The 24,697-nt window shown below is 56.7% G+C and carries 23 protein-coding genes, 1 tRNA gene and 2 pseudogenes; 19 read left to right on the forward strand and 7 right to left on the reverse strand.

Translation table 11 applies throughout. The features are described 5' to 3' along the window. Window positions 1-11 precede the first annotated feature (11 nt). On the forward strand, window positions 12-728 hold the full coding sequence (locus MX657_RS04760) for a class I SAM-dependent methyltransferase (RefSeq protein ID WP_119915321.1): 717 nt from the start codon (window positions 12-14) through the stop codon (window positions 726-728). Here MX657_RS04760 and rnhA read toward each other — a convergent pair whose 3' ends face one another. Further along, complete coding sequence (gene rnhA / locus MX657_RS04765; RefSeq protein WP_010426635.1) at window positions 729-1,196, reverse strand: ribonuclease HI; 468 nt, start codon at window positions 1,194-1,196, stop codon at window positions 729-731. A 64-nt stretch (window positions 1,197-1,260) separates the two neighbouring features. Here rnhA and dnaQ point away from each other — a divergent pair, with 64 nt between their 5' ends. From dnaQ to MX657_RS04810, 9 genes are all read left to right on the forward strand, one after another. Continuing rightward, window positions 1,261-1,992 carry a DNA polymerase III subunit epsilon gene (gene dnaQ / locus MX657_RS04770; protein WP_080328133.1) on the forward strand — a complete coding sequence of 244 codons (732 nt, stop codon included), beginning with the start codon at window positions 1,261-1,263 and terminating at the stop codon, window positions 1,990-1,992. 132 nt (window positions 1,993-2,124) lie between these two features. Then, window positions 2,125-2,201 (forward strand) — tRNA-Asp (locus tag MX657_RS04775). 378 nt (window positions 2,202-2,579) lie between these two features. Further along, complete coding sequence (locus MX657_RS04780) at window positions 2,580-3,299, forward strand: FadR/GntR family transcriptional regulator (RefSeq protein ID WP_080328132.1); 720 nt, start codon at window positions 2,580-2,582, stop codon at window positions 3,297-3,299. Further along, a complete protein-coding gene (locus MX657_RS04785; protein WP_346807496.1) occupies window positions 3,296-4,309 on the forward strand; it encodes an ABC transporter ATP-binding protein in 1,014 nt (337 codons plus the stop codon). Before MX657_RS04780 ends, MX657_RS04785 begins: the two co-directional genes overlap by 4 nt. After that, window positions 4,306-5,388 (forward strand): ABC transporter ATP-binding protein, encoded by a 1,083-nt coding sequence (locus tag MX657_RS04790; RefSeq protein ID WP_119915305.1) that lies wholly within the window; start codon window positions 4,306-4,308, stop codon window positions 5,386-5,388. The genes MX657_RS04785 and MX657_RS04790 overlap by 4 nt, the downstream gene beginning before the upstream one ends. Window positions 5,389-5,390: 2 nt before the next feature. Beyond that, window positions 5,391-6,905 carry an ABC transporter substrate-binding protein gene (locus MX657_RS04795; protein WP_208861678.1) on the forward strand — a complete coding sequence of 505 codons (1,515 nt, stop codon included), beginning with the start codon at window positions 5,391-5,393 and terminating at the stop codon, window positions 6,903-6,905. 18 nt (window positions 6,906-6,923) lie between these two features. Further along, window positions 6,924-7,865: an ABC transporter permease gene (locus MX657_RS04800; RefSeq protein ID WP_061099113.1), complete on the forward strand. Its 942-nt coding sequence runs from the start codon at window positions 6,924-6,926 to the stop codon at window positions 7,863-7,865. A 2-nt stretch (window positions 7,866-7,867) separates the two neighbouring features. Beyond that, a complete protein-coding gene (locus MX657_RS04805; protein ID WP_032639545.1) occupies window positions 7,868-8,743 on the forward strand; it encodes an ABC transporter permease in 876 nt (291 codons plus the stop codon). A 9-nt stretch (window positions 8,744-8,752) separates the two neighbouring features. Beyond that, window positions 8,753-10,354: a gamma-glutamyltransferase family protein gene (locus MX657_RS04810; RefSeq protein WP_346808527.1), complete on the forward strand. Its 1,602-nt coding sequence runs from the start codon at window positions 8,753-8,755 to the stop codon at window positions 10,352-10,354. A gap of 76 nt (window positions 10,355-10,430) precedes the next feature. On the opposite strand, the gene MX657_RS04815 is transcribed toward MX657_RS04810, so the two are convergent. Both MX657_RS04815 and MX657_RS23670 read right to left on the reverse strand, forming a co-directional pair. Next, window positions 10,431-11,201 (reverse strand): amidohydrolase, encoded by a 771-nt coding sequence (locus MX657_RS04815; RefSeq protein WP_041911141.1) that lies wholly within the window; start codon window positions 11,199-11,201, stop codon window positions 10,431-10,433. 95 nt (window positions 11,202-11,296) lie between these two features. Next, window positions 11,297-11,449: pseudogene (locus MX657_RS23670) on the reverse strand (IS4 family transposase); the annotation flags it as partial. On the opposite strand from MX657_RS23670, the pseudogene MX657_RS04820 reads away from it, so the two are divergent. After that, window positions 11,449-11,697 (forward strand): annotated as a pseudogene (locus tag MX657_RS04820) (Tn3 family transposase); the annotation flags it as partial. The pseudogenes MX657_RS23670 and MX657_RS04820 sit on opposite strands and share 1 nt — an antisense overlap. Before the next feature lie 316 nt (window positions 11,698-12,013). Here MX657_RS04820 and MX657_RS04825 read toward each other — a convergent pair. The 3 genes from MX657_RS04825 to fadE form a co-directional block, all read right to left on the reverse strand. Further along, entirely contained in the window at window positions 12,014-12,274 is a 261-nt protein-coding gene (locus tag MX657_RS04825) for a MarR family transcriptional regulator (RefSeq protein ID WP_119915300.1), read from the reverse strand. Then, window positions 12,271-13,365, reverse strand: coding sequence for a hypothetical protein (locus MX657_RS04830; protein WP_346807499.1), 1,095 nt, complete (start codon window positions 13,363-13,365; stop codon window positions 12,271-12,273). The genes MX657_RS04825 and MX657_RS04830 overlap by 4 nt, the downstream gene beginning before the upstream one ends. A 406-nt stretch (window positions 13,366-13,771) precedes the next feature. Beyond that, window positions 13,772-16,216, reverse strand: a complete 2,445-nt coding sequence (gene fadE, locus MX657_RS04835) for an acyl-CoA dehydrogenase FadE (protein WP_119915298.1) — start codon at window positions 16,214-16,216, stop codon at window positions 13,772-13,774. Between the two features lie 239 nt (window positions 16,217-16,455). Between fadE and lpcA the strand changes: the two genes are divergently transcribed. Then, complete coding sequence (gene lpcA, locus MX657_RS04840) at window positions 16,456-17,034, forward strand: D-sedoheptulose 7-phosphate isomerase (protein WP_119915297.1); 579 nt, start codon at window positions 16,456-16,458, stop codon at window positions 17,032-17,034. Between the two features lie 48 nt (window positions 17,035-17,082). Beyond that, complete coding sequence (locus MX657_RS04845) at window positions 17,083-17,850, forward strand: class II glutamine amidotransferase (RefSeq protein ID WP_080328125.1); 768 nt, start codon at window positions 17,083-17,085, stop codon at window positions 17,848-17,850. Here MX657_RS04845 and dpaA read toward each other — a convergent pair. Then, window positions 17,821-18,561, reverse strand: coding sequence for a peptidoglycan meso-diaminopimelic acid protein amidase (dpaA, locus tag MX657_RS04850; RefSeq protein ID WP_080328124.1), 741 nt, complete (start codon window positions 18,559-18,561; stop codon window positions 17,821-17,823). The two genes, MX657_RS04845 and dpaA, sit on opposite strands and share 30 nt — an antisense overlap. Window positions 18,562-18,859: 298 nt before the next feature. On the opposite strand from dpaA, the gene MX657_RS04855 reads away from it, so the two are divergent. Genes MX657_RS04855 through nqrF form a run of 6 tightly spaced genes read left to right on the forward strand, consistent with a single transcriptional unit; the run spans window position 18,860 to window position 24,696 of the window. Continuing rightward, complete coding sequence (locus tag MX657_RS04855; RefSeq protein ID WP_119915296.1) at window positions 18,860-20,203, forward strand: Na(+)-translocating NADH-quinone reductase subunit A; 1,344 nt, start codon at window positions 18,860-18,862, stop codon at window positions 20,201-20,203. Window positions 20,204-20,205: 2 nt separating this feature from the next. After that, complete coding sequence (locus MX657_RS04860) at window positions 20,206-21,441, forward strand: NADH:ubiquinone reductase (Na(+)-transporting) subunit B (protein WP_119915295.1); 1,236 nt, start codon at window positions 20,206-20,208, stop codon at window positions 21,439-21,441. Beyond that, window positions 21,434-22,228: a Na(+)-translocating NADH-quinone reductase subunit C gene (locus MX657_RS04865; protein ID WP_119915294.1), complete on the forward strand. Its 795-nt coding sequence runs from the start codon at window positions 21,434-21,436 to the stop codon at window positions 22,226-22,228. Before MX657_RS04860 ends, MX657_RS04865 begins: the two co-directional genes overlap by 8 nt. Window position 22,229: 1 nt before the next feature. Next, a complete protein-coding gene (locus tag MX657_RS04870; RefSeq protein WP_429844905.1) occupies window positions 22,230-22,859 on the forward strand; it encodes an NADH:ubiquinone reductase (Na(+)-transporting) subunit D in 630 nt (209 codons plus the stop codon). Window positions 22,860-22,865: 6 nt separating this feature from the next. Next, the gene (nqrE, locus tag MX657_RS04875) at window positions 22,866-23,462 is read left to right on the forward strand and encodes an NADH:ubiquinone reductase (Na(+)-transporting) subunit E (RefSeq protein WP_003863217.1); all 597 of its coding nucleotides are present in this window, start codon (window positions 22,866-22,868) and stop codon (window positions 23,460-23,462) included. Window positions 23,463-23,472: 10 nt separating this feature from the next. After that, entirely contained in the window at window positions 23,473-24,696 is a 1,224-nt protein-coding gene (gene nqrF, locus MX657_RS04880) for an NADH:ubiquinone reductase (Na(+)-transporting) subunit F (protein WP_080328119.1), read from the forward strand. The last annotated feature ends 1 nt before the right edge of the window (window position 24,697 follow it).

The following is a 24,697-nucleotide window of genomic DNA, read 5'->3' on the forward strand; positions in this document are numbered from 1 at the left end:
CGGGTGTTTTGATGAAACCGGCAAGGATACCTCAGACTGTCATAGCACCGGAACGTTGGGCGGAATTGCCCTGGGGCGAATACTATCGCGAGGCGTTAGAACAACAGCTGAAGCCCTGGCTCGCGAAAATGTATGGCTTTCACCTGCTTAAGATTGGCAATCTCAGCGCGGAAATCAATACCGAAAGCTGCGCTATCTCCCATCAGGTCAATGTTTCTCTCGGCGGTTCGCCGGTTCAGGTGAAGGCGGACCCCTTGCATCTGCCGTTTGCGGAAAAATCCGTTGATGCGTGTCTACTTGCGCACACGCTGCCCTGGTGCAGCGATCCTCACCGTATGCTGCGTGAAGCCGATCGCGTGCTGATTGATGACGGCTGGCTGATACTCAGCGGATTCAATCCGCTTAGCCTGATGGGGCTGCGTAAGCTGGTGCCTGTCCTGCGCCGTACGCCACCCTACAACAGCCGGATGTTCACCATGATGCGTCAGCTTGACTGGCTTTCACTGCTGAATTTTGAAGTGCTCAGCTACGGCGGCTTTCAGGTGCTGCCGTGGGCGCGGCAGGGGGGCGTAGTGTTAAGTACGCATTTGCCTGCCTTAGGCTGCATGCAATTTATCGTCGCGCGTAAGCGAACCATCCCCCTTACGCTTAACCCGATGAAGCAGAGTAAATCGAAAACCCCCCTTCGGCAGACCGTAGGCGCAACGCGGCAGTATAAAAAACCCTGATCAGGATTCAGGCTGATAGCCTGCATCCTCATGGGCCGGGTTTGAGGCCGCCGCGCGCGCCAGTTCGTCGCAGCGTTCGTTTTCAGGGTGACCGGCGTGGCCTTTTACCCATTCCCATTTAATTTGGTGCTGACCTAATGCCGCATCCAGACGCTTCCAGAGGTCGACATTTTTAACTGGCTTCTTATCAGCCGTTTTCCAGCCGCGTTTTTTCCAGTTATGGATCCACTGGGTTATGCCCTGGCGCACGTACTGACTGTCGGTACTGAGCACCACGTCGCAGTGTTCTTTCAAGGCTTCCAGCGCCACAATGGCCGCCATTAACTCCATCCGGTTATTGGTGGTCAGAAAATAGCCTTCGCTAAAAGTTTTTTCGTGCTGGCGATAGCGCATAATCGCGCCATAGCCGCCAGGCCCCGGGTTGCCGAGACAAGATCCATCGGTGAAAATCTCTACCTGTTTACGCATCTCTGGTAGACTTCCTGTATTCGAAACGTTCAGTTAAACGATAAGTCTGACATAAATGACCGCTATGAGCACTGCAATTACTCGCCAGATTGTCCTCGATACCGAAACCACCGGTATGAACCAGATCGGCGCGCACTACGAAGGGCATAAGATCATTGAGATCGGTGCCGTTGAAGTGGTGAACCGTCGTCTCACGGGGAACAACTTCCACGTGTACCTCAAACCCGATCGGCTGGTGGATCCAGAAGCGTTCGGCGTTCACGGTATTGCCGATGAGTTCTTGCTGGACAAACCGACCTTTGCCGAGGTGGCAGACGAGTTTCTGGAATACATCACAGGCGCCGAGCTCATCATTCATAACGCCTCGTTCGATATCGGCTTTATGGACTATGAGTTTAGTAAGCTCCATCGCGATATTCCGAAAACAAACACCTTTTGCAAAGTGACCGATAGTCTGGCGCTGGCGAGGAAGATGTTTCCCGGCAAGCGTAACAGCCTCGATGCGCTCTGTTCACGTTATGAAATAGATAACACCAAGCGAACGCTGCACGGGGCACTGCTCGATGCCCAGATCCTGGCTGACGTTTATCTGGCGATGACCGGCGGACAGACTTCAATGAAGTTCAGCATGGAAAATGAGTCGCAGCAGACGCAGGGCGAAGCGGGAATTCAGCGCGTTGTTCGTCAGGCAAGCCGCTTGCGGGTTGTTTTAGCCAGCGATGCAGAGTTACTTGATCACGAATCCCGCCTCGACCTTGTGCAGAAGAAGGGCGGAAGCTGTATGTGGCGTGCCTGAAAAAACGCCGGAATGCCTGTAAAATCATCTGTTGGGCGATTTTTGCAGCAAACGATTCAAAACATGAGAAAAAGCGTTGACGAGATCCGAGGCACACCGTAATATGCGCCTCGTTCCCCAAACGGGAACAGTGGAGCGGTAGTTCAGTCGGTTAGAATACCTGCCTGTCACGCAGGGGGTCGCGGGTTCGAGTCCCGTCCGTTCCGCCACTATTCAGAAGGCCTGAATCAGAAATGATTCAGGCCTTCGTCGTTTCAGCTCTCCTCTTCATTTTTCTCTTCTTTTTATTAACAAAAAGTTAATTTATGTGGTGCAATTATTTAACATTTGCACAACTTTAGTGCGTTATTTGCACTAACTCTGTGCATTCTTTCGTCTCGTCATCTTTGCGTAGCCCGTCAGGTTGTTTCCAGTTGTAAAAATAATTATCGGGAAATCATTCGCTTACCCGTCTTGTTCATAAAAGTTCATGAACCAATAACGTATTGGTTCGGTTATTGCTTAATCATTAGCACGATAAGCTTCATTCCATATCAATAACTTATCGTTAATAAAAACAAAATAATGATGATAGCGAGCGAACCAATATGGAAAAGCCGTCACGGTTTCTGGCCAATTCCAGCACCGCGCTTGAGCAGCTGCGCGGGCTAATCAACCAGCATGAGTCAACACCAGGCACTCCGCTGCCCACGGAACGTGAGCTGTCGGAAACACTCGGCGTAGGACGACGCGAAGTGCGTCGCGCGCTGGACGTGCTGGAAGAAGAGGGGCGGATCTGGCGCAAGCAGGGCAAAGGGACCTTTATTGGCCCGGCTGCCCCGGTTGAACCGCTGGCCCTTCAGGGACTGGTTCAGCAGACCAACCTGCTGGAAGTGATGGAAGCTCGTCTACAGCTCGAACCCGGCTTAGCCCGGCTTGCGGCACTGCGTGCCACCAGGGAAAACCTCGCGCTCATGCAGCGCATGCTGGAACGCATCGACAAGGTCAGTCCGGACGACCGCGATCTCAACGAACTCTGGGATAGCGCCTTTCACCGCGCCATTGCCGAGGCGGCGGGCAACCGCCTGATGCTCGGCCTGTTTGACGCCATTGATGCCGTGCGGCGCGAACCCGGCTGGCAGCACCTGCGCGAGCTGGCCCGCACGCCCGAACGTGTCGACAGCTATAACGACCACCATCACAAGATCATGTCTGCGATTATCCATCGCCAGCCTAATGAAGCCGCGGCTGCCATGCGCGAGCACCTGCTCAGCCTGCAAAACGCCCTGATTCAGGCGATCCACCTTGAGGATGACTTCACGCTATGACGACGATCCCGTTTAAGGATTCCACGCCAGTACTGCGGCTGAATAATCTCAACGTCAGGTTTTCCGGCTCGCCGGTGAGCGTACTTGACGGCATTTCCCTGACGGTCAAAGCGGGCGAAACGCTGGCGCTGGTGGGGGAGTCCGGCTGTGGAAAAAGTATCACCTCACTGGCGCTGATGGGTTTACTGCCCGCCAGCGCGCAGATTGTCAGCGGCGAGATGCAGTTTCGCCGCCACGACCTGCGCAAGCTCTCGCCGCGGGAATATGCCGATCTGCGCGGCAGCGAGCTCGCGATGATATTCCAGGAGCCGATGACCTCGCTCAATCCGGCGTTTACGCTGGGCGATCAGCTTAGCGAAGCGGTTATGCGACACCAGAACGTCTCGCGCGCAGAGGCAATGAAGGTTGCCCTGCAGATCCTCGAGAAGGTGCAGATCCCGGCGGCAGAGATGCGGCTCAAGGCATATCCGCATCAGCTTTCCGGCGGCATGCGCCAGCGCGTGATGATTGCCATGGCGCTGATTAACCATCCCAAACTGCTGATTGCCGATGAGCCGACCACCGCGCTTGACGTCACCATCCAGGCGCAAATCCTGACCCTGCTGAACACCTTAAAAGAGGAAACCGGCACGGCGTTCCTGATGATCACTCACGATTTAGGCGTGGTGGCAGAAGTGGCGCAGCAGGTCGCCGTGATGTACGCGGGGCAGGTAGTGGAGCAGGGGAGTGTCGAAGCCATCTTTGCCGACCCGCAGCACCCGTACACTATTGGCCTGATGGGCTCGATCCCTTCTCTGGGCGCACGCAAAGGCCAGCTTTCCACCATTCCCGGTTCGGTTCCGCTCCCGGAATCCATGCCGAAAGGCTGCCGTTTCGCGACGCGCTGCCCGTTTGCGCAGTCGCGCTGCCACGATGAAAAACCGCAGCTCACCACGCTCGGCGCGGGCCATCAGGTCGCCTGCTTCCGCGTGCCGCTCGAACACCACATTGCCCTGGGAGAGACCGCATGACCACGCCCATTCTTGAAGCCCGCGATCTGAGCAAGCGCTTCCCAGGCCCGAAAAAACTCTTCTCCCCGGCGCGGTTTGTCACGGCGGTCGATCGCGTTTCGCTTGCCGTGATGCCGGGCGAAACGCTGGCGATTGTTGGCGAATCCGGTTCCGGGAAATCCACCCTCGGCCGTCTGCTGCTGCGTCTGCTGGCCGCCAGCGAAGGGCGCGTGTTTTATCAGGGGGAGGAGATCACCGATGCCTCGGGCGCCCGTCTGAACCAGCTCCGGCGAGAGCTGCAGATTATCTTTCAGGATCCCTTCGCCTCGCTGAACCCGCGCATGACGGTAGAGCAGATCGTCGGCGAGCCGCTATGGCTGCATCAAAACATGAAGAAAGCGGATCGCCAGTATCGCGTTGCCGAACTCCTGAAGACCGTTGGTCTGCCTGCCGCCTGGGCAGGGCGCTACCCGCACGAGTTTTCCGGCGGACAGCGTCAGCGCATCGGCATTGCGCGCGCGCTGGCCTCGGGACCGAAGCTGCTGCTGGGTGATGAGCCGGTTTCCGCGCTGGACGTCTCCGTTCAGGCGCAGGTGGTCAACCTCCTGGAAAACCTGAAGCACCAGCTGGGGCTGACGATGGTGATCGTTGCCCACGGTCTGGCTGTGATTCGCCATATGAGCGACCGCGTGGCGGTGATGTACCTTGGGCAAATCGTTGAGCTTGCCACCGTCGATGAAATTTTTGACGCGCCGCTGCACCCCTATACCCAGGCGCTGATCGCCTCGGCCCCGCAGATGCAGCCGGGCGTTGAGCGCGACGCGCCGCTGCTGCAGGGGGATCTGCCCAATCCGGCCAGCCCGCCGTCGGGCTGTCGCTTCCACACCCGCTGCCCGTACGTCACCGATGAATGCCGCCAGGTCGAGCCGATTAATCAGGTACTCGACGGCGGGCGGCAGGTTGCCTGCCACCGCTGGCAGGAGATCAATCGCGATCGCAGCGTTATCCAGATCGCACCGCCATCCGCCGCTTTTCTGCGCCGCCGCGCGCTGTTTGAACACGCGGCCACTCACTCGTCCCTTCCTTCAAGGAACTCATGATAATGACAATACGTAATTCTCTTTTGACCGTACTGGGAAGTGTTATGTTGCTTGGCGCGGCGCTGCCCGCCCATTCTGAAAGCGTGCTGCGGATCGGCCTGGGCGCTGACCCGGACATGCTCGACCCGCATCTGGCGCGCACCTACTATGGCCGCTTCGTGTTTGCCTCCCTGTGCGACAGGCTGGTGGATGTCGATGAGCATCTGAAGGTCGTGCCGGGTCTGGCAAAATCCTGGGCCTGGAGCGAGGACGGCAAAACGCTAACCATGGATCTGCGTGAAGGCGTGACCTTCCACGACGGCGAAAAATTCGATGCCGCCGCGGCAAAATACAATCTCGATCGCGCTCTGACCCTGAAAGGCTCCCTGCGTAAAAGCGAGATCTCCTCCGTGGAGTCGGTAGAGGTCACCGGCCCGATGCAGATTGCGCTGCACCTGAAAACGCCCGATGCCGCGCTGCTGATGCAGCTCACCGACCGCGCGGGCGCGATGATGGCGCCCGAAGCCGCGAAAAAGCCTGACTTTGCCGCCCATCCGGTCTGCTCCGGGCCGTACAAATTCGACAGCCGCGTGTCGCAGGACCGCATCGTTCTGACCCGCTTCGACAACTACTGGAACAAAGACGCCTATCACTTCGACAAAATCATCTATCTGCCGATCCCGGATGCCTCCGTGCGCCTCGCGAACCTGCGCGCGGGCGATCTCGACCTGACAGAAGGCATCGCCGCCAGCGACGTCAAAACCGTCGAAGCCGACAGCAAGCTGGCGCTGGCGAAGGTGACGGGCCTGGGCTACCAGGGCATCACCTTCAACATCAACAACGGCAAGGTGCCGGCCAACGATCCGTTTAAGGACGCTCGCGTGCGCGAGGCATTTTCTCAGGCCATTGATCGCGATGCGTTAAACCAGGTGGTCTTTGAAGGGCTGTACACCCCGGCAAACCAGGCGTTTTCACCGGTCAGTCCGTATCACGTTAACCTGCCGGTCCCGCCGCGCGACGTCGATAAAGCCAAAGCGCTGCTGAAAGCGGCAGGCGTCACCACGCCGCTGACCGTCAACCTGCTGGTGCCGAACAACCCAACCTCGCAGCAGGTGGGACAGGTGCTGCAGGCTATGGTTGCCGAGGCGGGCTTTACCCTGAACCTGCAGATGACCGAATTCGCCACGCTGCTCGATCGCCAGCAGAGCGGCGATTATCAGTTGAGCTTCTCCGGCTGGTCGGGTCGTCCGGATCCGGACGGCAGCATCTACGGCTTTATCCATAGCAACGGCACCCTGAACGATGGCCGCTACAGCAACGCACAGGTCGATGAGTGGCTGACGCAGGCGCGCCAGAGCACCGACCAGGCCGCACGCCAGCCGCTGTACGACAAGGTAGTGAAGCAGCTGCAAACCGATATGCCGATTGCCTACCTCTACTTCGAGCCGCGCATTTTCGGCCTGAACAAAAGCGTGCAGGGCTTTAAGCCGTACCCGGACGGCATCGTGCGTCTGGCGGGTTTGACGCTGGCGAAATAAACGTCCTGAGGAGAACCCATGCTGGAACTGATTTGCAAACGTCTGCTGCTGGCCGTCCCGACGCTATTGCTGGTGAGCATGATGGTCTTCGGGCTGCAAAAACTGCTGCCCGGCGACCCGCTGATTGCGATGGCCGGAGAGGAGCGCGATCCGGCGGTGATCGCCCAGCTGCGTGCGGAGCTGAACCTGGATGCGCCGATCCCGGTGCAGTATTTCCACTGGCTGACGCGGGCGCTGCAGGGCGATCTGGGCGTCTCCTTGCGCACGCATGAACCGGTGACCGAGCTTATCGCCAGCAAGCTGCCGGTCACGCTTGAGCTGTCGCTGCTGGCGATGATTATCGCGCTGGTGTTTGGCATCAGCATGGGGATCGTCGCGGCGGTGAACAAAAACAGCTGGGTCGATCACGGGGCGAACTTTGTGGCGATCTCGGGGATCTCGATCCCGCATTTCTGGCTGGGGATCCTGCTGATTCTGGTCTTCTCGGTGAACCTGCAGTGGCTGCCCGCGTCCGGCTATGTGCCGTTCAGTGAAGATCCGCTCCAGAACCTGCGCACGCTGCTGCTGCCCGCTTCTGTGCTCGGAACCGGGCTGGCGGCAACGCTGATGCGCCATACCCGCGCGTCGATGATTGCGGTACTGAAAGCGGATTATATCCGTACCGCACGCGCCAAGGGGCTTCTGCCGAAGGCGGTCATTCTAAAGCACGCGTTTCGCAACGCGCTGGTACCGGTGATCACCCTCACCACGCTGCTGTTCGGCGAACTGCTGGGCGGCGCGGTGCTGACCGAGCAGGTGTTCACCATTCCGGGCTTTGGCAAGATGATCGTCGACTCGGTGTTCAACCGTGACTACGCGGTGGTGCAGGGCGTGGTGCTGATCGTGGCGATCGGCTTCCTGCTGCTCAACCTGCTGGCCGACGTGCTCTACGTTCTTATCAACCCGAAAATGCGAGGTTAACCATGGCGGAACTGACGACGCAAACCGTTACGCCCGCGCTGCCGCGCGCGCAGAACCGGGTGCTGAAGAAATTCCTCGGCAACAAAAGCGCGGTGATCGGCGCGGTGGTGGTGGGCTTTTTTGTGCTGGTGGCGCTGCTGGCGCCGTGGATCGCCCCGTTCGACCCGGTTAAAGCCAACTTCCTCGCGGTGCGCAAAGCGCCGTCGGCGATGTACTGGTTCGGCACCGACGAGCTGGGTCGCGACATTTTATCCCGCATTATCTGGGGGGCGCGCACCTCGCTGATGGCGGGCTGTATGTCGGTGGTTATCGCGGTGGTTATTGGCGTGCCGCTGGGGCTGGTGGCGGGCTACTTCCAGAAGATGTGGGACGGCGTCATCTCGCGGTTTATCGAGGCGCTGCTGGCCTGTCCGTTCCTGATCATGGCGATCGCGCTGGGGGCATTTTTAGGCCCGAGTCTCACCAACGCGATGATCGCCATCGGTCTTTCGGCGATGCCGATCTTCGCCCGCCTGACGCGCGGACAGGTGATCGCCATTCGCAACGAAGAGTATATCGACGGCGCGCGGGCGATTGGCCTGCCGGATCGCTGGATCATCATTAAATACGTCCTGCCAAACGTGATGTCGCCGATCCTGGTTCAGGCCACGCTGGCGATTGCCTCGGCGATTATCGCCGAAGCCAGCCTGTCGTTTTTGGGGCTGGGGCAGCAGCCGCCCAATCCATCCTGGGGCTCCATGCTCAATACCGCGAAAGGGTTTCTGGAGCAGGCGCCGTGGATGTCCGTTTTCCCCGGCGTGGCGATTTTCCTTGCCGTGCAGGGCTTTAATTTACTCGGCGACGGGCTGCGCGATGCGCTCGATCCGCGCCACGACTAAGGAGTCATGATGACCAAAGCGCTTGATTTTACGTCCGGTTACGCTTCACGCCGCCCGCCGATGATGGGCCACAACGCGGTTGCCACGTCGCAGCCGCTGGCGGCGCAGGCGGGAATGAAAATGCTGCAGTTGGGTGGCAATGCCGTTGATGCGGCCATTGCCACCGCGATGGCGCTGACGGTGGTTGAGCCGACCGGCAACGGGATCGGCAGCGATGCCTTTGCCATCGTCTGGGACGGTGAAAAGCTTCATGGTCTGAACGCGTCCGGTCGTTCGCCTGCCAGCTGGCATGCGGATCTGTTTGCCGGTAAAACCGCGGTGCCGGAAATCGGCTGGGACGCGGTGACGGTGCCGGGTGCGGTGTCGGGCTGGGTCGCGCTGGCGGAACGCTTCGGCACGCTGCCGCTGACCACGCTGGCGCAGCCTGCGATTGACTACGCGCGTAACGGCTTCCCGGTCTCGCCGCTGATTGGTCATCTCTGGCAGCGCGGCTATAACAAGCTGAAAGATCAGCCGGGCTTTAGCGCCTGCTTTGCGCCGGAAGGCCGCGCCCCGCGCGTGGGGGAGATCTTCCGTAACCCGGCACAGGCTCATTCGCTGGAGCTGATTGCCAAAACCAACGGTGAAGCTTTTTACCGCGGCGAGCTGGCGCAGAAAATTGCCGCCTTCGCCAAAGAACACGGCGCGCACCTGACGGCTGAGGATCTGGCAAACCATCGCGTGGACTGGGTAGAGCTGCTGTCGCGCGACTTCGCGGGCGGCTCGGTTCAGGAGCTGCCGCCAAACGGTCAGGGGATCGCCACGCTGATCGCGCTCGGTATTCTGGAGCAGTGCGGCATTGAGAAACATCATCCGGACTCCGTGCAGTCTCTGCACTTGTCCATTGAAGCCATGAAGCTGGCGCTGGCGGATCTCGACCGCTACGTGGCGGATGAAGAACACATGGCGTTCGCGGCAAAAGAGCTGCTGAGCGACCATTATCTGAAGTCGCGCGCGGCGCTTATCAACCACGACAGTGCCTCAGACTTCGTTTACGGTTCCCCAACGCAGAGCGGCACGGTCTACATCAGCACCGCGGATGCCAGCGGGATGATGGTCTCGTTTATTCAGTCCAACTATATGGGCTTTGGTTCCGGGATCGTGGTGCCGGATACCGGCATCAGTCTGCAAAACCGGGGCTGCGGTTTTGTACTGGATCCTGAACACCCGAACGCGCTGGCGGGCAGCAAGCGTCCGTTCCACACCATCATTCCTGGCTTTGCGATGGACGGTAACGGCAAGCCGCTGATGTCCTTTGGCGTGATGGGCGGGCCAATGCAGGCGCAGGGGCACATGCAGATGGCGCTGCGTATTATGCTGCACGGGCAAAACCCGCAGGCGGCCATCGACGCCCCGCGCTGGCGCGTGGTGCAGGGCAGGGAGGTGATTGTTGAATCGACGTTCGATCGCAATACTATCGCGGCGCTGCGCGAGCGCGGGCATCAGATCGTGGTGGAAGATCCGCTTCAGGATTACAACTTCGGCGGGGCGCAGGTGATCTATCGTATGCCGGAAGGGCACTACGTTGCCGCGACGGAAAGCCGCAAAGACGGTCAGGCGTTAGTGAGTTAATACTTTATCCCCCTAATGCGAGCAGCGAACAATCCCCTCTCCCCTTTGGGGAGAGGGTTAGAGTGAGGGGAAAATTTCATCCAATGCTAAACGGATCCGCATCCTGCCAGGCCGGAAACTTCTCCCGATACTCCTTCAGCGCCGTCAATGACAGCTCCGCATCAATGCGCGTCGCCTGATGCGGCTCGGCTGTGGCAATAATCTCGCCCTGCGGGTTCACCACCCGGCTGTCGCCGCGGTAGTGATGTCCGTTACCGTCCGTCCCCACGCGGTTACAGCCCACCACGTACGCCTGGTTCTCAATCGCGCGCGCCACCAGCAGCGCCTGCCAGTGCAGCGAGCGCGGCGCAGGCCAGTTGGCGACATACAGCGCCAGATCGTAATCGTTGCGGTTGCGCGACCACACCGGGAAGCGCAGGTCGTAGCAGACCAGCGGCAGGATGCGCCAGCCGCGCCACTCGAACACCACGCGTTCGTTACCCGCTTCATAGTGATGATGTTCATCGGCCATGCGGAACAGGTGGCGTTTATCGTAAAAATGCACTTTCCCTTCCGGCTCAACCAGCAGGAAGCGGTTCACCGGGCCGCGTTCCGTTTGCAGTGCGGCGCTCCCGGCGATCAGCGCGTTGGTTTGCTGTGCTTTGGCATGCATCCAGGCGACTACCTCTTCCTGGGGCATCGACTGTTTAGCCGCTTCCATGGCGAAGCCAGTGGTGAACATCTCCGGCAGGACAATCACATCTCGCCCGGTAATCTCTTCCAGTTGACGATCAAAGTGGCGCAGGTTGGCAGGGCCATCCATCCACACTAAAGGTTGCTGCAAAATCGAAATCTTCAGACCAGGCACGATACAGACTCCTCAAACGACCCCTTTTTGACACTGTAGCACGTCATTACGAGAAAATGTGGCAATAAAAAACCCCGCGCGAGGTGCAATGCCGTTCACTTAAGCGGAGCGGCATGGATGTCCACCGGATAGCGGGCTTTTGACATCTTAACCGCCCTCGGCCTTTATGGTCGGGGGCGTTTTGTGATGAACAACGCTTCCAGATTTCCCCGCAGATGCTCCGGTCGTTGCGAGATTGTCCCCGGAGAATGGTCTGACATTGCTGACTGCGGCGATCTCACTATGGAATACGGTATATATAGAAAGAGCCATAGATTCTCTGAAGCGAAAAGGACTCCCGCTAAATGAACAGCTTATTGCGCATCTGTCCCCGCCAGGATGGGAGCACATAAATCTCAGCGGGGATTACGTCTGGCGAACAAACCTCAAGCTGGGACAGGGTAAATACCGTACGTTACGCTCAGTGGATAGTAGTCTGTACAAAAAACAGGCTTAACGTAGGATAATTTACGGATTCCTGGCGGACCCCAACATGAATGGACTGTTCGGCATCAGAAAACGCTTGAGATGGAGCAAAACAGAAGCAGCGTTAGGGTCATCAATGACGCGTTAACTTGCCGGAAACGGCACTTTCAGTGCCATTTTTCGACGAAACTGGAGGTGATTCACTTGGCTGCATAAATATGCAGAGGATGAAAATTTTTCAGGTGCGTTGCCGGTGGTTTTGCGGTTTACCAGCCACGACTTTAGCACGTCAGACCCCGGAAACGCCGCCAGTGGTGATCTGGCGGTGCTGATAACAGATGTTATATTTAATCGTGTTCTGTCAGGTCCAGTGCTTTGAGTGTTTTAAACCCATTTTCTGACACTCTATAACGAGAGTGCTTTGTTTCTTCGTTGTAAATTACATCGACTAAACCATGTTCGACTAAATTAGTGACAATTCTCGCTACGTTGCCAAATCCGGGGATCCCTTTCATAGAAAGTGCGCGGTCTAGAATTATCCAGCTCCAATCCATGTCTTTTTCAGACATGACTTTTAGTACGTTAATTTCTGTCTTCGTGATCGTCATTTCAGTGCGTCCGGGTGGAATAGGTCACCGTCTTTAAGTTTAAAATCTTCTAACGTTGCTGTGTGTGCATTGTTCCATAGGTCATAGCTAGCAGGCCCTTCAGGTTCACCTGATTCCCAACCTAAATTGCAATAACGTTGGAATTCTCTGCATTCGTGTGTGTAGTAATTTAGATCTACTTGTTCGGGGGGAAATTCACCTTTTGCAATGTTTTTTAGCCTACCAATCATCACATCGTTAGCAGGGTCGTGGTCGAATCGTGATATATGTTTTTCTACGGTTGCGATCCCTTCATGAGTGACATTCACCCCATCTGTCGTCAGATTTTCGATCGGTCCACCTGCCAGTTCGGGATCAAACGTTCTTCCTGATGCAGCCCCTCTCGCCCCGAAATGCTCAAGCTCTTCCAGTTCTGGGAATCGCATCCTGCCCATCGTCAGCCCTGCCACGACAGATGCGCCAGCAATGATCAGTCCTTTGTTATCCATGACTTGATCGTAACCAGCTAACGTGTCGCCGCCTAGCTGCTGTGCGGCCTGATGGAATCCCTCTATATTGCCGTTGTACACACCTCCACCGGCCATCAATCCTCCAGCTATTTTGCTGTTGATTACTTTGCCCGCCTGAGCGTGCTGCACGGGTTCTCCGGAAGTGCGGAACTTCACGGTTGGTGCGGGTTTTCTACCGTTCTGGTTATTGATGGCATGTCGAAAAGCGCGCTGAAAATCACTGACAATCCAGCAGAACGGATCTGCATTATTAAAAATCAGCTCACCACCGGTGTCGATGTGGAAAGGGTTTACCGTTTCGTCCCACTGTTCGTCTGTATCCAGACCGATAACCCAGCCCTCCATCAGGTTTATTTCCAGATCATCATAAACCGGGTCGTAACCCGTTTGCTGATAGGGTTTGTTGTTAAAACCGTCCTTCTGTCTGGGAACCTCATTTACTGGTGGTGACGTGTAGTTTCGGTAGTCCAGGTCATAGCTTACCGTCGCTTTTTCCAGTGTCGCTTCCGGTGTCAGGATATGCTGGAAATCTTCGGGAGAGAGCTCCCGTTCGAGTTCCCACAGAGTGTACAATCTGAACATCAAACGTCCTTTTCATCCATGTGTCCTGTATGGATTTTCCGCTCTTTCTGCTTGTTAATCAACCATTCAGGGGGCAGTTTGGAGATCGGAAATTCTGGGCTCCGTTTTCCAGGCGTACCCCATCAAGAATGGCTCCACGCAGCTGCTGGCGTGCCGATCATTGGTTACCCCAGATAAGTCAGACAGTGTTGTATCCACTCAGCGGGAAGGTGTTTGACAAACATCTGGGCAGATGGCGGTGGCATAAGAGGGTGGTCACTGAAATCGAGCAGATCGTTGAGAAGTGGCATAAGAAAACGGCTCCCTGTGGTGGAAGCCGTTATAGTGCCGTAGTTTAAGGTTCGGTCAACTGATCCTTAACTGATCGGCATTGCGCGCGAGGCGGGGTTTGTATAAGCGAAACGCGTTATGCCGCTTCAGGTTTGCGGTGCTTCTCCGGCAACTTTACCGGCTGTGTCGCCAGCTCTTCCGGTTCGAAATCATCCACGTTGATACTGCGCAGACGGCTCTCTTCGGCTTTCACCAGCAGCGCGGCTTCATCTTTGTTGATAATGCCACCGGCCAGCGCCTGTTTCGCCAGTTCGTCCAGACGGGTAAACGGCAGGTTTTTGCCCAGCTGTTTGCAGATTTTCTGGTGAATCGGATCGGCAGCCATCACGTCCAGCAGCGCCTCTTCCAGCAGACCTACCGGGTTATGCGGCGTTGGAGCCAGATACTGACCGCGGCCAATGCGGGAGCGGGTTGCGCTCGGTACCTGCAGGATCTTCGCCACCTTGTGATCCAGCTTGTCGGACGGCGCCAGATGGTGACGTCCGGTCGGGAAGATCACCGCGCGCAGTGTGCCCGCCACGAAGCGGTTCGGGAAGTTGGCCAGCAGGTCGTCAATAGCCTGTTCTGCCTGATACATTGCATCCTGGACACCCCAGTGGACCAGCGGCAGATCCGCTTCCTGACGGCCTTCGTCGTCGTAGCGTTTCAGCACCGCCGAGGCCAGGAAGATCTGGCTAAGTACGTCGCCCAGACGGGCAGAGATACGCTCGCGACGCTTCAGGCTACCGCCCAGCACCGCCATGGAGACGTCAGACAGCAGAGCCAGGTTGGCGCTCAGACGGTTAAGATGCTGGTAGTAACGTTTGGTCGCATCGCCGGTCGGCGTCGCGCTGGTAAGACCGCGCGTCAGGCCGAGCCAGAAGCTGCGCACCTTGTTGCTGCCCACGTGACCGATATGTTTGAACAGCAGCTTGTCGAAGGCGTCCACGTCGTTGTTCTGCGCGGCGGCCATCTCTTCCAGCACATATGGATGGCAGCGAATCGCCCCCTGACCGAAGATCATCATGCTGCGGGTCAGGATGTTTGCCCCTTCCACGGTGATGGCAATCGGTGCGCCCTGATAGCCGCGCGCCAGGAAGTTGCCTTCGCCGAGCATAATGCCTTTACCGCCCGCGATATCCATCGCGTCAATGATCGACTGCTGCGCACGGTGGGTACAGTGGTACTTCACAATCGCGGACAGCACGGCCGGTTTTTCGCCCAGCATGATGCCGTAGGTAATCAGCGATGCAGCGGCATCCATCACGTAAGCGTTGCCCGCGATACGCGCCAGCGGCTCTTCGATACCCTCCATCTTGCCGATGGAGATTTTGAACTGACGGCGGATGTGGGCGTACGCACCAATCCCCATTGCTACCGACTTCAGGCCGCCGGTTGAGTTCGACGGCAGGGTAATACCGCGGCCAACCGACAGACATTCCACCAGCATGCGCCAGCCCTGGCCGGCCATTTTCGGACCGCCGATGATGTAGTCAATCGGCACAAAAATATCCTGACCGCGGGTCGGACCGTTCTGGAACGGCACGTTCAGCGGGAAGTGACGGCGACCAATTTCAACGCCTGGGGTAGAGGTTGGGATCAGCGCGCAGGTAATGCCGAGGTCTTCCTCGCCGCCCAGCAGTTTTTCCGGGTCGGAGAGCTTAAAGGCCAGGCCCAGCACGGTGGCAATAGGTGCCAGGGTGATATAGCGTTTGTTCCAGGTCAGGCGCATGCCCAGCACCTGCTGGCCCTGCCACTCGCCCATACAGACCACGCCGGTATCCGGGATTGCGCCCGCATCGGAGCCTGCTTCCGGGCTGGTCAGCGCGAAGCACGGGATTTCCTGACCGCGCGCCAGTCGCGGCAGATAGTGATCTTTCTGCTCTTCCGTACCGTAGTGCTGCAGCAGTTCACCCGGGCCTAAGGAGTTCGGCACGCCGACGGTAATCGCCAGGATCCCGGAGACGCCCGCCAGCTTTTGCAGCACGCGAGCCTGAGCGTAAGCGGAGAACTCAAGACCGCCGTACTCTTTCTTAATGATCATCGCGAAGAAGCGATGCTCTTTCAGGTAGGCCCACAGCTCCGGCGGCAGGTCGGCCATTTCGTGGGTGATAGCAAAGTCGTTTGCCATGCGGCACGCTTCTTCCACCGGGCCGTCAATAAAGGCCTGTTCTTCGGCGGTCAGGCGCGGCTGCGGATAGTTGTGCAGCTTTTTCCAGTCAGGGTTGCCCTGGAACAAATCGCCTTCCCACCAGGTGGTGCCCGCATCAATCGCTTCTTTCTCGGTGCGCGACATTGGCGGCATCACTTTGCGGAAGCCTTTGAACACCGGCGCGGAGATCATCGACTTACGCATCGGGGCCAGGTTAAACGGCAGAAGAATGATGGCAAGAGGGACTAAAAGCCAGATATTCCAGAGACCTGCGACGCCAAGCGCAGCCGTCCAGGCCAGAAGAATCAGGCTACTCAGGAATAAACTTACGCGGTGATAGAACAGCACACCGAGCAGAACAGCGGTTGCGAGAATGCTCAAAATCATCATAAAGAAAAGCTCCCTTGCTTGTAGGAGGTCTGACCACTTGTGATGATATGGTTGTAGTTGATGTGAATTCCTTTAGCAATGTGTTTACAAAATAATTACAACCTGGTTCACATTGTTCGCGTTTTAGCCGGCACAAAAAATCAAAACGCCGGACGATTCGCATGGCTTTAGCTTCTCGCTTTTCCCGCTATCCGGTACACTCCACTGTGTTATTTCATCAATACTGAAGGATTATCCTCATGTACCAGGATCTTATTCGTAACGAACTGAACGAAGCGGCGGAAACGCTGGCGAACTTTCTGAAAGATGATGCCAATATCCACGCTATTCAGCGCGCAGCGGTCCTGCTGGCCGACAGTTTCAAAGCCGGTGGCAAAGTGCTCTCCTGCGGTAACGGCGGCTCCCACTGTGACGCCATGCACTTCGCCGAAGAGCTGACCGGACGCTACCGTGAAAACCGTCCGGGCTACCCGGCGATTGCGATTTCCGATGTGAGCCACATCTCCTGCGTAGGCAACGACTTCGGTTACGACCACATCTTCTCCCGCTACGTTGAGGCGGTAGGCCGTGAAGGTGATGTGCTGCTGGGTATCTCTACCTCCGGTAACTCCGCTAACGTGATCAAAGCGATCGCCGCCGCGCGCGAAAAAGGGATGAAGGTCATCACCCTGACCGGCAAAGATGGCGGTAAGATGGACGGTAGCGCGGATATCGAAATTCGCGTTCCGCACTTCGGTTATGCAGATCGCGTTCAGGAAATTCACATCAAAGTGATCCACATCCTGATCCAGCTGATCGAAAAAGAGATGGTTAAGTAAGACTTCGCTGGGGGACGCCTGTGTCCCCCGCTGTTGTGGAGGTGACGTATGTGCGAACTGCTCGGGATGAGCGCCAATGTGCCAACCGATATCTGCTTTAGTTTCACCGGGCTGGTTCAGCGCGGTGGGGGAACCGGGCCGCATAAAGATGGCTGGGGCATCACCTTCTACGAAGGCAAAGGGTGTCGCACGTTCAAAGATCCACAGCCCAGCTTTAACTCACCGATTGCCAAACTGGTACAGGACTACCCCATTAAATCCTGTTCGGTGATCGCCCACATCCGCCAGGCAAACCGCGGCGAAGTGGCGCTGGAAAACACCCATCCCTTTACCCGAGAACTGTGGGGCCGTAACTGGACCTACGCGCACAACGGGCAGCTTACGGGCTATAAATCACTGGAGACGGGCAATTTCCGTCCGGTCGGCGAAACGGACAGCGAAAAAGCCTTCTGCTGGCTGCTGCATAAGCTGACGGAGCGCTATCCCCGCACGCCAGGCAACATGGCTGCCGTGTTTAAATACATCGCTTCGCTGGCATCAGAGCTGCGTGAAAAAGGGGTGTTTAATATGCTGCTGTCTGACGGGCGCTACGTGATGGCGTTCTGCTCGACGAACCTGTTCTGGATCACCCGCCGCGCGCCGTTTGGGGTGGCAAAGCTGCTCGATCAGGATGTGGAGATAGACTTTCAGAAAGAGACCACACCGAACGATGTGGTCACAGTCATTGCGACGCAGCCGCTGACGGGCAACGAAGCCTGGCAGAAGATCATGCCAGGCGAGTGGGTACTATTTTGTCTCGGGGACCGTGTAATTTGACGCCAGCTGCGGGTGAACGACTTCGTGGCTCAGCGGTTTGCTGACCACGTAACGCCCATCAACGATAGAGACTACCGGCGGCTTGTGGGTCTGCTCAAAGTAATCAAAACCTGGCTTCAACTGTTTCCAGAATTCTGCGTAGTATGAGTACTTATGGCGCGCCATATTGGCATCGGTCATGCGGAACGGATAGATGCTGACCTGAACGTTAGGCTGCCCAAACACCAGCGCGCCCGTTACAAACTGGAAAATCTCATCAATACCGGCGTCGGTCATCGCATAACAGCCGACAGACACGCAGGCGCCGTGGATCATCAGGTATTTACCTTCATAACCGTGAGCACGGTCATAGGCGTTCGGGAAACCAATGTTAATGGCTTTATAGAAGCGGCTGTCGGGTTTGAGCTGGCTACGCTGAACGTTGTAAAAGCCTTCCGGGCTTTTGAAATCGCCCTGACGCTGTTTCGGGCCCAGCCCGCCGGAATAGTTACAAATCTTGTAGCTATCAAGCAGCTGATATGTTTCGCCCATTTTGACATACAGATCGAGCGTGCGCTCTTCCTTGAAGATCTGAATATAAACCGGGGATCCCATTAACTGCTGTTTATATTCTTTGCTGATCGGCGTCGTGGAGCTGTTGCTGCTGAGCAGCCCGGCAAACGACATGCACGGAATCAGAAGCATCGCAATGAACAATGCGATTTTACGCATACTACTAGTTCCTTGATAAAACCATGACCAACTTGCCAGGACGGCAAAAGAGACCCGAAATCAGATTATTCTGTTAGGAGCGCTCACATTAGCACCGCTATAGATTTTCGCAAGAGCCGGGCGGTGAGTTTACAAATTAGTTTTACTTTATAAACCATCAAAATCGTGCTGGCTCCAGGAACTTTGCGTAATAGCTCGCAATTTGGCGCGCTCGACGCTGGATTACCTGCCCGTCAGAAGGGGAAAATGTTACACTTCGCGTCCACTGGATTGTTGTTTATGGAAACCTGCTAACCACATGTTTAAAATAAAAAAAGGACTTGATTTGCCGATTGCAGGCGTGCCTGAGCAGCACGTCTCGTCAGGTGCAAGCGTCCGTCATGTCGCTATATTAGGTGACGATTATCTGGGAATGCGGCCTTCAATGCTGGTACAAGAGGGCGATCGCGTTATTAAAGGGCAGGCGCTCTTTGAAGACAAAAAAAATCCCGGCGTCATGTTCACCGCACCCGCCAGCGGCACCGTTGTCGCGATTAATCGTGGCGAGCGACGCGTGCTGCAGTCGGTGGTTATCCGCATTGAAGGCGATGAACAGCGTGAGTTCGCGCGTTATGAAGTCGCGGAACTCGCGTCGCTTAGCCGCGAAGATGTGCAGGCTCAACTGCTGGCATCCGGTTTGTGGACGGCGCTCCGCACGCGCCCTTTCAGCAAATCTCCTGTTCCTGATACCGCACCAGCCGCCATTTTCGTTACGGCCCTCGACACCAACCCACTCAGCGCGGATCCGCAGCCTGTTATTCTGGCGCAGCGCAAAGATTTTGATGCCGGTCTGACCGTTTTAACGCGTCTGACCCCTGGAAAAGTGCACGTCTGCCAGGCTGGTGGCGGCAAGCTTGGTGGTCATCCGCTGGGTCAGGTCACGTTTAATGAATTTTCTGGCCCGCATCCTGCGGGGCTGGTCGGGACGCACATCCATTTCCTTGAGCCGGTGAGCCTGACAAAACAGGTCTGGCATCTTAACTATCAGGATGTCATTGCCATCGGTAAGCTCTTCACCACGGGTGTGCTCTGCGCTGAACGGACCATCGCTATCGGTGGGCCGCAGGCGGCAAATCCGCGCCTGGTGAAAACGCTTCTGGGAGCAGACATAAATGAACTGCTCGTCGGGGAAACGAAAGAGGGTGAAAACCGCCTGATTTCCGGTTCGGTACTCAGTGGCCGCCATGCCCTTGGCGCGCACGCGTACCTGGGGCGTTTCCATTTGCAGGTCAGCATTGTGCAGGAAGGGCGTGAAAAAGAACTGTTCGGCTGGGTGCTGCCCGGCGCGGAAAAATTCTCGGTCACCCGCACCACGCTGGGCCATTTCCTGCGTCATAAGCTGTTTAACTTCTCCACCAGCACGAATGGCGGAGAGCGCGCTATGGTGCCAATTGGCAACTACGAGCGCGTGATGCCGCTGGATATTCTGCCTACCGTGCTGTTGCGCGATCTCCTGGCTGGCGATACCGATGGCGCGCAGGCGCTCGGCTGTCTGGAGCTGGACGAAGAAGATCTGGCGCTCTGCACCTATGTGTGTCCAGGTAAATACGAATATGGACCCGTATTGCGCGAGGTGTTAACCCGCATTGAGCAGGAAGGATAACCATGGGTTTAAAACATCTCTTTGAAAAAATTGAGCCGCACTTTACCGAAGGGAAGCTCAAAAAGTACTACCCGCTGTATGAAGCGACGACCACCATTTTCTACACGCCAGGCCTGGTGACGAAAGGCGCGGCGCACGTTCGCGATGCCATCGATCTGAAGCGAATGATGATTCTGGTGTGGTTTGCCGTCTTCCCGGCTATGTTCTGGGGCATGTACAACGTCGGTCTGCAGACCATTCCTGCCTTGCATCATCTATACGATGCGCAGCAACTGGCGCAGGTGATTCAGTCTGACTGGCACTATCGTCTGGCGCAGTCGCTGGGCGTCAGCTTTGCCGCTGATGCTGGCTGGGTCAGCATGATGACGCTGGGCGCGGTCTTCTTCCTGCCGATTTACATGACCGTCTTTATCGTGGGCGGCTTCTGGGAAGTGCTGTTCGCCATCATCCGCAAACATGAGATCAACGAAGGCTTCTTTGTTACCTCCATTCTGTTTGCGCTGATTGTTCCGCCAACGCTGCCGCTCTGGCAGGCGGCGATGGGGATCAGCTTTGGCGTGGTGATTGCCAAAGAGATCTTCGGCGGAACCGGACGTAACTTCCTCAACCCGGCGCTGGCGGGGCGTGCGTTCCTGTTCTTTGCTTACCCGGCGCAAATCTCAGGTGACCTGGTATGGACGGCTGCGGACGGTTTCTCCGGCGCGACGCCGCTTTCTCAGTGGGCGGCAGGCGGCGGCGAAACGCTGGTGAACAATGCGACCGGCCAACCGGTGACCTGGTTTGATGCATTTATTGGCAACATTCCGGGCTCCATTGGCGAAGTATCTACCCTGATGATTTTGATCGGCGGGGCCATCATTCTCTTTGGCCGCGTGGCCTCATGGCGGATCGTCGCGGGCGTTATGCTCGGCATGGTGCTTACCGCCACGCTGTTCAATTTCATTGGTTCAGACACGAACCCGATGTTCTCCATGCCGTGGTACTGGCACCTTGTGCTGGGGGGCTTTGCGTTTGGCATGATGTTCATGGCCACCGATCCCGTTTCGGCCTCGTTTACCGACAGAGGTAAATGGTGTTATGGCGCGCTCATTGGGGTGATGTGTGTTCTGATTCGCGTGGTCAACCCGGCCTATCCGGAAGGGATGATGTTGGCCATTCTGTTTGCCAACCTGTTTGCGCCGCTGTTCGACTACCTGGTCGTGCGCGCCAACATTAAGCGGAGGAAGGCGCGTGGCTGAGGTTAAAAATAACGATAGCATCAGCAAAACGCTGCTGGTGGTGCTGGTACTGTGTCTGGTTTGTTCCATCGTGGTTGCGGGTTCTGCCGTAGGGTTAAAACCGCTGCAGCAGGAGCAACGCGCGCTGGATAAACAGCGTAACATTCTGGCCGTGGCCGGGCTGATGCAGGAAGGCATGACGAAGGACGAGGTCGCCGACGTGTTTGCCGAACGTATTACCCCACGGCTGGTGGATTTAAAAACCGGTGAGCTGATGGATAAAGACCCGGCGAAGTATAACCAGGCGTTGGCGCTGAAAGATCCGCAGATGAGCACCGTGCTTGACGCTTCACAGGATCCGGCAGGTATAAAGCGCCGCAGCAACATCGCGGAGATCTATCTGGTCCGTGACGAGCAAAAACGCGTACAGGAAGTGGTTTTGCCGATTTACGGTAACGGGCTGTGGTCAATGATGTACGCTTTTGTGGCACTGGATACAGATGGCCGCACGGTCAAAGGCATTACGTATTACGATCAGGGCGAAACGCCGGGGCTGGGTGGCGAAGTGGAAAACCCTAACTGGCGAGCGCAGTTTGTCGGTAAAAAAGTGCTCGACGACAACGGTCAGCCTGCGCTGAAGTTGGTGAAAGGGGGCGCGCGTGCCGGGGATGAATTCGCCGTTGACGGCCTTTCCGGCGCCACGCTCACCTCTAACGGGGTACAGCACAGTTTTGATTTCTGGATGGGTGAACTGGGCTTTGGTCCCTTCCTGAAAAATGTACGTGAAGGAGCGCTGAACAATGGCTGATATGGGTGAACTGAAAGAAGTTAAAAAAGTACTGATTGGCCCACTTTTAGCCAATAACCCGATAACCCTGCAGGTGCTGGGCGTCTGTTCAGCTCTGGCGGTAACGACAAAACTGGAAACGGCGGTTGTGATGACGCTGGCGGTAACGCTGGTTACGGCGTTCTCCAGCATGTTTATCTCCATGATCCGCCACCACATCCCTAACAGCGTGAGGATCATCGTGCAGATGGCGATCATCGCCTCGCTGGTGATCGTGGTCGATCAGCTGCTGCGCGCTTTCGCCTACGAAACCTCGAAGCAGCTTTCGGTGTTTGTCGGGCTGATCATCACCAACTGTATCGTGATGGGCCGCGCAGAAGCCTACGCCATGAAAATGCCGCCGCTGGCGAGCTTTATGGACGGTATCGGCAACGGTCTGGGTTATGGCGTGATCCTGCTGACGGTTGGTTTTCTGCGCGAGCTGATTGGCAGCGGCAAGCTGTTTGGCGTTCAGGTACTGGATACGGTGCAGAACGGCGGCTGGTATCTGCCGAACGGCCTGTTCCTGCTGGCCCCAAGCGCGTTTTTCATTATCGGTTTGCTGATCTGGCTGATTCGTACGTTGAAGCCTGAACAGCAGGAAAAGGAGTAACCGACAATGGCTCATTACCTGAGTTTATTTGTGCGCGCGGTGTTTGTTGAAAACATGGCGCTCGCCTTCTTCCTGGGCATGTGTACGTTCCTGGCCGTTTCTAAAAAGGTCTCGACGGCATTTGGCCTGGGCGTGGCGGTCACCGTTGTGTTGGGGCTTTCGGTTCCGATTAACAACCTGGTGTTCAACTTCGTGCTGCGGGACGGCGCGCTGGTGGAGGGAGTCGATCTTAGCTTCCTGAACTTCATCACTTTTATCGGTGTCATTGCGGCGCTGGTGCAAATCCTGGAGATGATCCTCGATAAGTATTTCCCGTCGCTGTACAACGCGCTGGGGATCTTCCTGCCGCTGATCGCGGTGAACTGCGCCATCTTCGGTGGCGTCTCGTTTATGGTTCAGCGCGATTACAACTTCAGTGAATCGGTAGTGTATGGTTTCGGTTCCGGTATCGGCTGGATGCTGGCGATTGTCACCATGGCGGGGATCCGTGAAAAAATGAAATATGCCAACGTGCCTGCGGGGCTGCGTGGCTTAGGGATCACCTTTATCACCACCGGCCTGATGGCGTTGGGCTTTATGTCCTTCTCCGGTGTGCAGCTATAAGGGCTAACAGATGGAAATTATTCTTGGCGTGGTGATGTTCACGCTGATAGTACTGGTGCTGTCAGGGCTGATTCTGGCGGCGCGCGCAAAGCTGGTCAATTCCGGGGATGTGGTTATTGATATCAATGACGATCCGCAGAACCAGATCCGCACACCGGCAGGTGATAAGCTGCTTAATACGCTCTCGGGCAACGGGATTTTTGTCTCATCAGCCTGCGGCGGCGGTGGCTCATGCGGGCAGTGCCGTGTGACGGTGAAAGAGGGGGGCGGTGATATTCTGCCTACTGAACTGTCGCATATCACGAAGCGTGAAGCCAAAGAGGGCTGCCGTCTGGCCTGCCAGGTCGCGGTGCGTCAGAACATGAAGATTGAGCTGCCGGAAGAGATTTTCGGCGTGAAAAAATGGGAGTGCGAGGTTATCTCGAACGATAACAAAGCCACGTTCATCAAAGAGCTCAAGCTGCGTGTCCCTGAAGGGGAGAGCGTCCCGTTCCGTGCAGGCGGGTATATCCAGATTGATTGTCCTGCGCACACCGTGGCGTATGCCGATTTCGATGTGCCTGAAGAGTACCGGGCTGACTGGGATAAATTTAACCTCTTCCGCTTTGTTTCTGAGGTCAAAGAGCCTGCGCTTCGCGCCTATTCCATGGCTAACTACCCGGAAGAGAAGGGCATTATTATGCTCAACGTGCGTATCGCCACGCCGCCACCGAATGTGCCTGACGCGCCGCCGGGCGTGATGTCGTCGTATATCTGGTCCCTCAAGCCGGGTGACAAAGTGACGATCTCCGGTCCGTTCGGTGAGTTCTTTGCCAAAGATACTGACGCTGAAATGGTCTTTATCGGCGGCGGTGCGGGTATGGCTCCTATGCGCTCGCACATTTTCGACCAGCTCAAACGTCTTAGCAGCAAGCGTAAAATTAGCTTCTGGTACGGTGCGCGCTCGCTGCGAGAAATGTTCTACGACGACGAGTTTGAACAGCTGGCGCGTGAGAATCCGAACTTTACCTTCCACGTGGCGCTTTCCGATCCGCAGCCGGAAGATAACTGGACGGGCTATACGGGGTTCATCCACAACGTGCTGTATGAAAACTACCTCAAACAGCATCCGGCACCGGAAGACTGCGAGTTCTATATGTGTGGTCCGCCAATGATGAACGCCGCCGTGATCAAGATGCTGAAAGATCTCGGTGTGGAAGATGAGAACATCCTCCTTGATGATTTCGGAGGCTGAT

This window comes from Enterobacter chuandaensis (genome assembly GCF_039718975.1).
Classification (GTDB): domain Bacteria; phylum Pseudomonadota; class Gammaproteobacteria; order Enterobacterales; family Enterobacteriaceae; genus Enterobacter; species Enterobacter chuandaensis.

What these genes read in the sequence shown, in the direction of transcription:
- MX657_RS04860 (WP_119915295.1), top strand. Translation starts at nt 20,206, where the DNA reads ATGGGTTTAAAACATCTCTTTGAAAAAATTGAGCCGCACTTTACCGAA.
- MX657_RS04805 (WP_032639545.1), top strand. Translation starts at nt 7,868, where the DNA reads ATGGCGGAACTGACGACGCAAACCGTTACGCCCGCGCTGCCGCGCGCG.
- nqrF (WP_080328119.1), top strand. Translation starts at nt 23,473, where the DNA reads ATGGAAATTATTCTTGGCGTGGTGATGTTCACGCTGATAGTACTGGTG.
- MX657_RS04825 (WP_119915300.1), bottom strand. Translation starts at nt 12,274, where the DNA reads ATGACGATCACGAAGACAGAAATTAACGTACTAAAAGTCATGTCTGAA.
- MX657_RS04830 (WP_346807499.1), bottom strand. Translation starts at nt 13,365, where the DNA reads ATGTTCAGATTGTACACTCTGTGGGAACTCGAACGGGAGCTCTCTCCC.
- MX657_RS04785 (WP_346807496.1), top strand. Translation starts at nt 3,296, where the DNA reads ATGACGACGATCCCGTTTAAGGATTCCACGCCAGTACTGCGGCTGAAT.
- MX657_RS04845 (WP_080328125.1), top strand. Translation starts at nt 17,083, where the DNA reads ATGTGCGAACTGCTCGGGATGAGCGCCAATGTGCCAACCGATATCTGC.
- MX657_RS04795 (WP_208861678.1), top strand. Translation starts at nt 5,391, where the DNA reads ATGACAATACGTAATTCTCTTTTGACCGTACTGGGAAGTGTTATGTTG.
- MX657_RS04810 (WP_346808527.1), top strand. Translation starts at nt 8,753, where the DNA reads ATGACCAAAGCGCTTGATTTTACGTCCGGTTACGCTTCACGCCGCCCG.
- lpcA (WP_119915297.1), top strand. Translation starts at nt 16,456, where the DNA reads ATGTACCAGGATCTTATTCGTAACGAACTGAACGAAGCGGCGGAAACG.
- rnhA (WP_010426635.1), bottom strand. Translation starts at nt 1,196, where the DNA reads ATGCGTAAACAGGTAGAGATTTTCACCGATGGATCTTGTCTCGGCAAC.
- fadE (WP_119915298.1), bottom strand. Translation starts at nt 16,216, where the DNA reads ATGATGATTTTGAGCATTCTCGCAACCGCTGTTCTGCTCGGTGTGCTG.
- MX657_RS04790 (WP_119915305.1), top strand. Translation starts at nt 4,306, where the DNA reads ATGACCACGCCCATTCTTGAAGCCCGCGATCTGAGCAAGCGCTTCCCA.
- nqrE (WP_003863217.1), top strand. Translation starts at nt 22,866, where the DNA reads ATGGCTCATTACCTGAGTTTATTTGTGCGCGCGGTGTTTGTTGAAAAC.
- MX657_RS04800 (WP_061099113.1), top strand. Translation starts at nt 6,924, where the DNA reads ATGCTGGAACTGATTTGCAAACGTCTGCTGCTGGCCGTCCCGACGCTA.
- dnaQ (WP_080328133.1), top strand. Translation starts at nt 1,261, where the DNA reads ATGAGCACTGCAATTACTCGCCAGATTGTCCTCGATACCGAAACCACC.
- dpaA (WP_080328124.1), bottom strand. Translation starts at nt 18,561, where the DNA reads ATGCGTAAAATCGCATTGTTCATTGCGATGCTTCTGATTCCGTGCATG.
- MX657_RS04870 (WP_429844905.1), top strand. Translation starts at nt 22,230, where the DNA reads ATGGGTGAACTGAAAGAAGTTAAAAAAGTACTGATTGGCCCACTTTTA.
- MX657_RS04760 (WP_119915321.1), top strand. Translation starts at nt 12, where the DNA reads ATGAAACCGGCAAGGATACCTCAGACTGTCATAGCACCGGAACGTTGG.
- MX657_RS04780 (WP_080328132.1), top strand. Translation starts at nt 2,580, where the DNA reads ATGGAAAAGCCGTCACGGTTTCTGGCCAATTCCAGCACCGCGCTTGAG.
- MX657_RS04855 (WP_119915296.1), top strand. Translation starts at nt 18,860, where the DNA reads ATGTTTAAAATAAAAAAAGGACTTGATTTGCCGATTGCAGGCGTGCCT.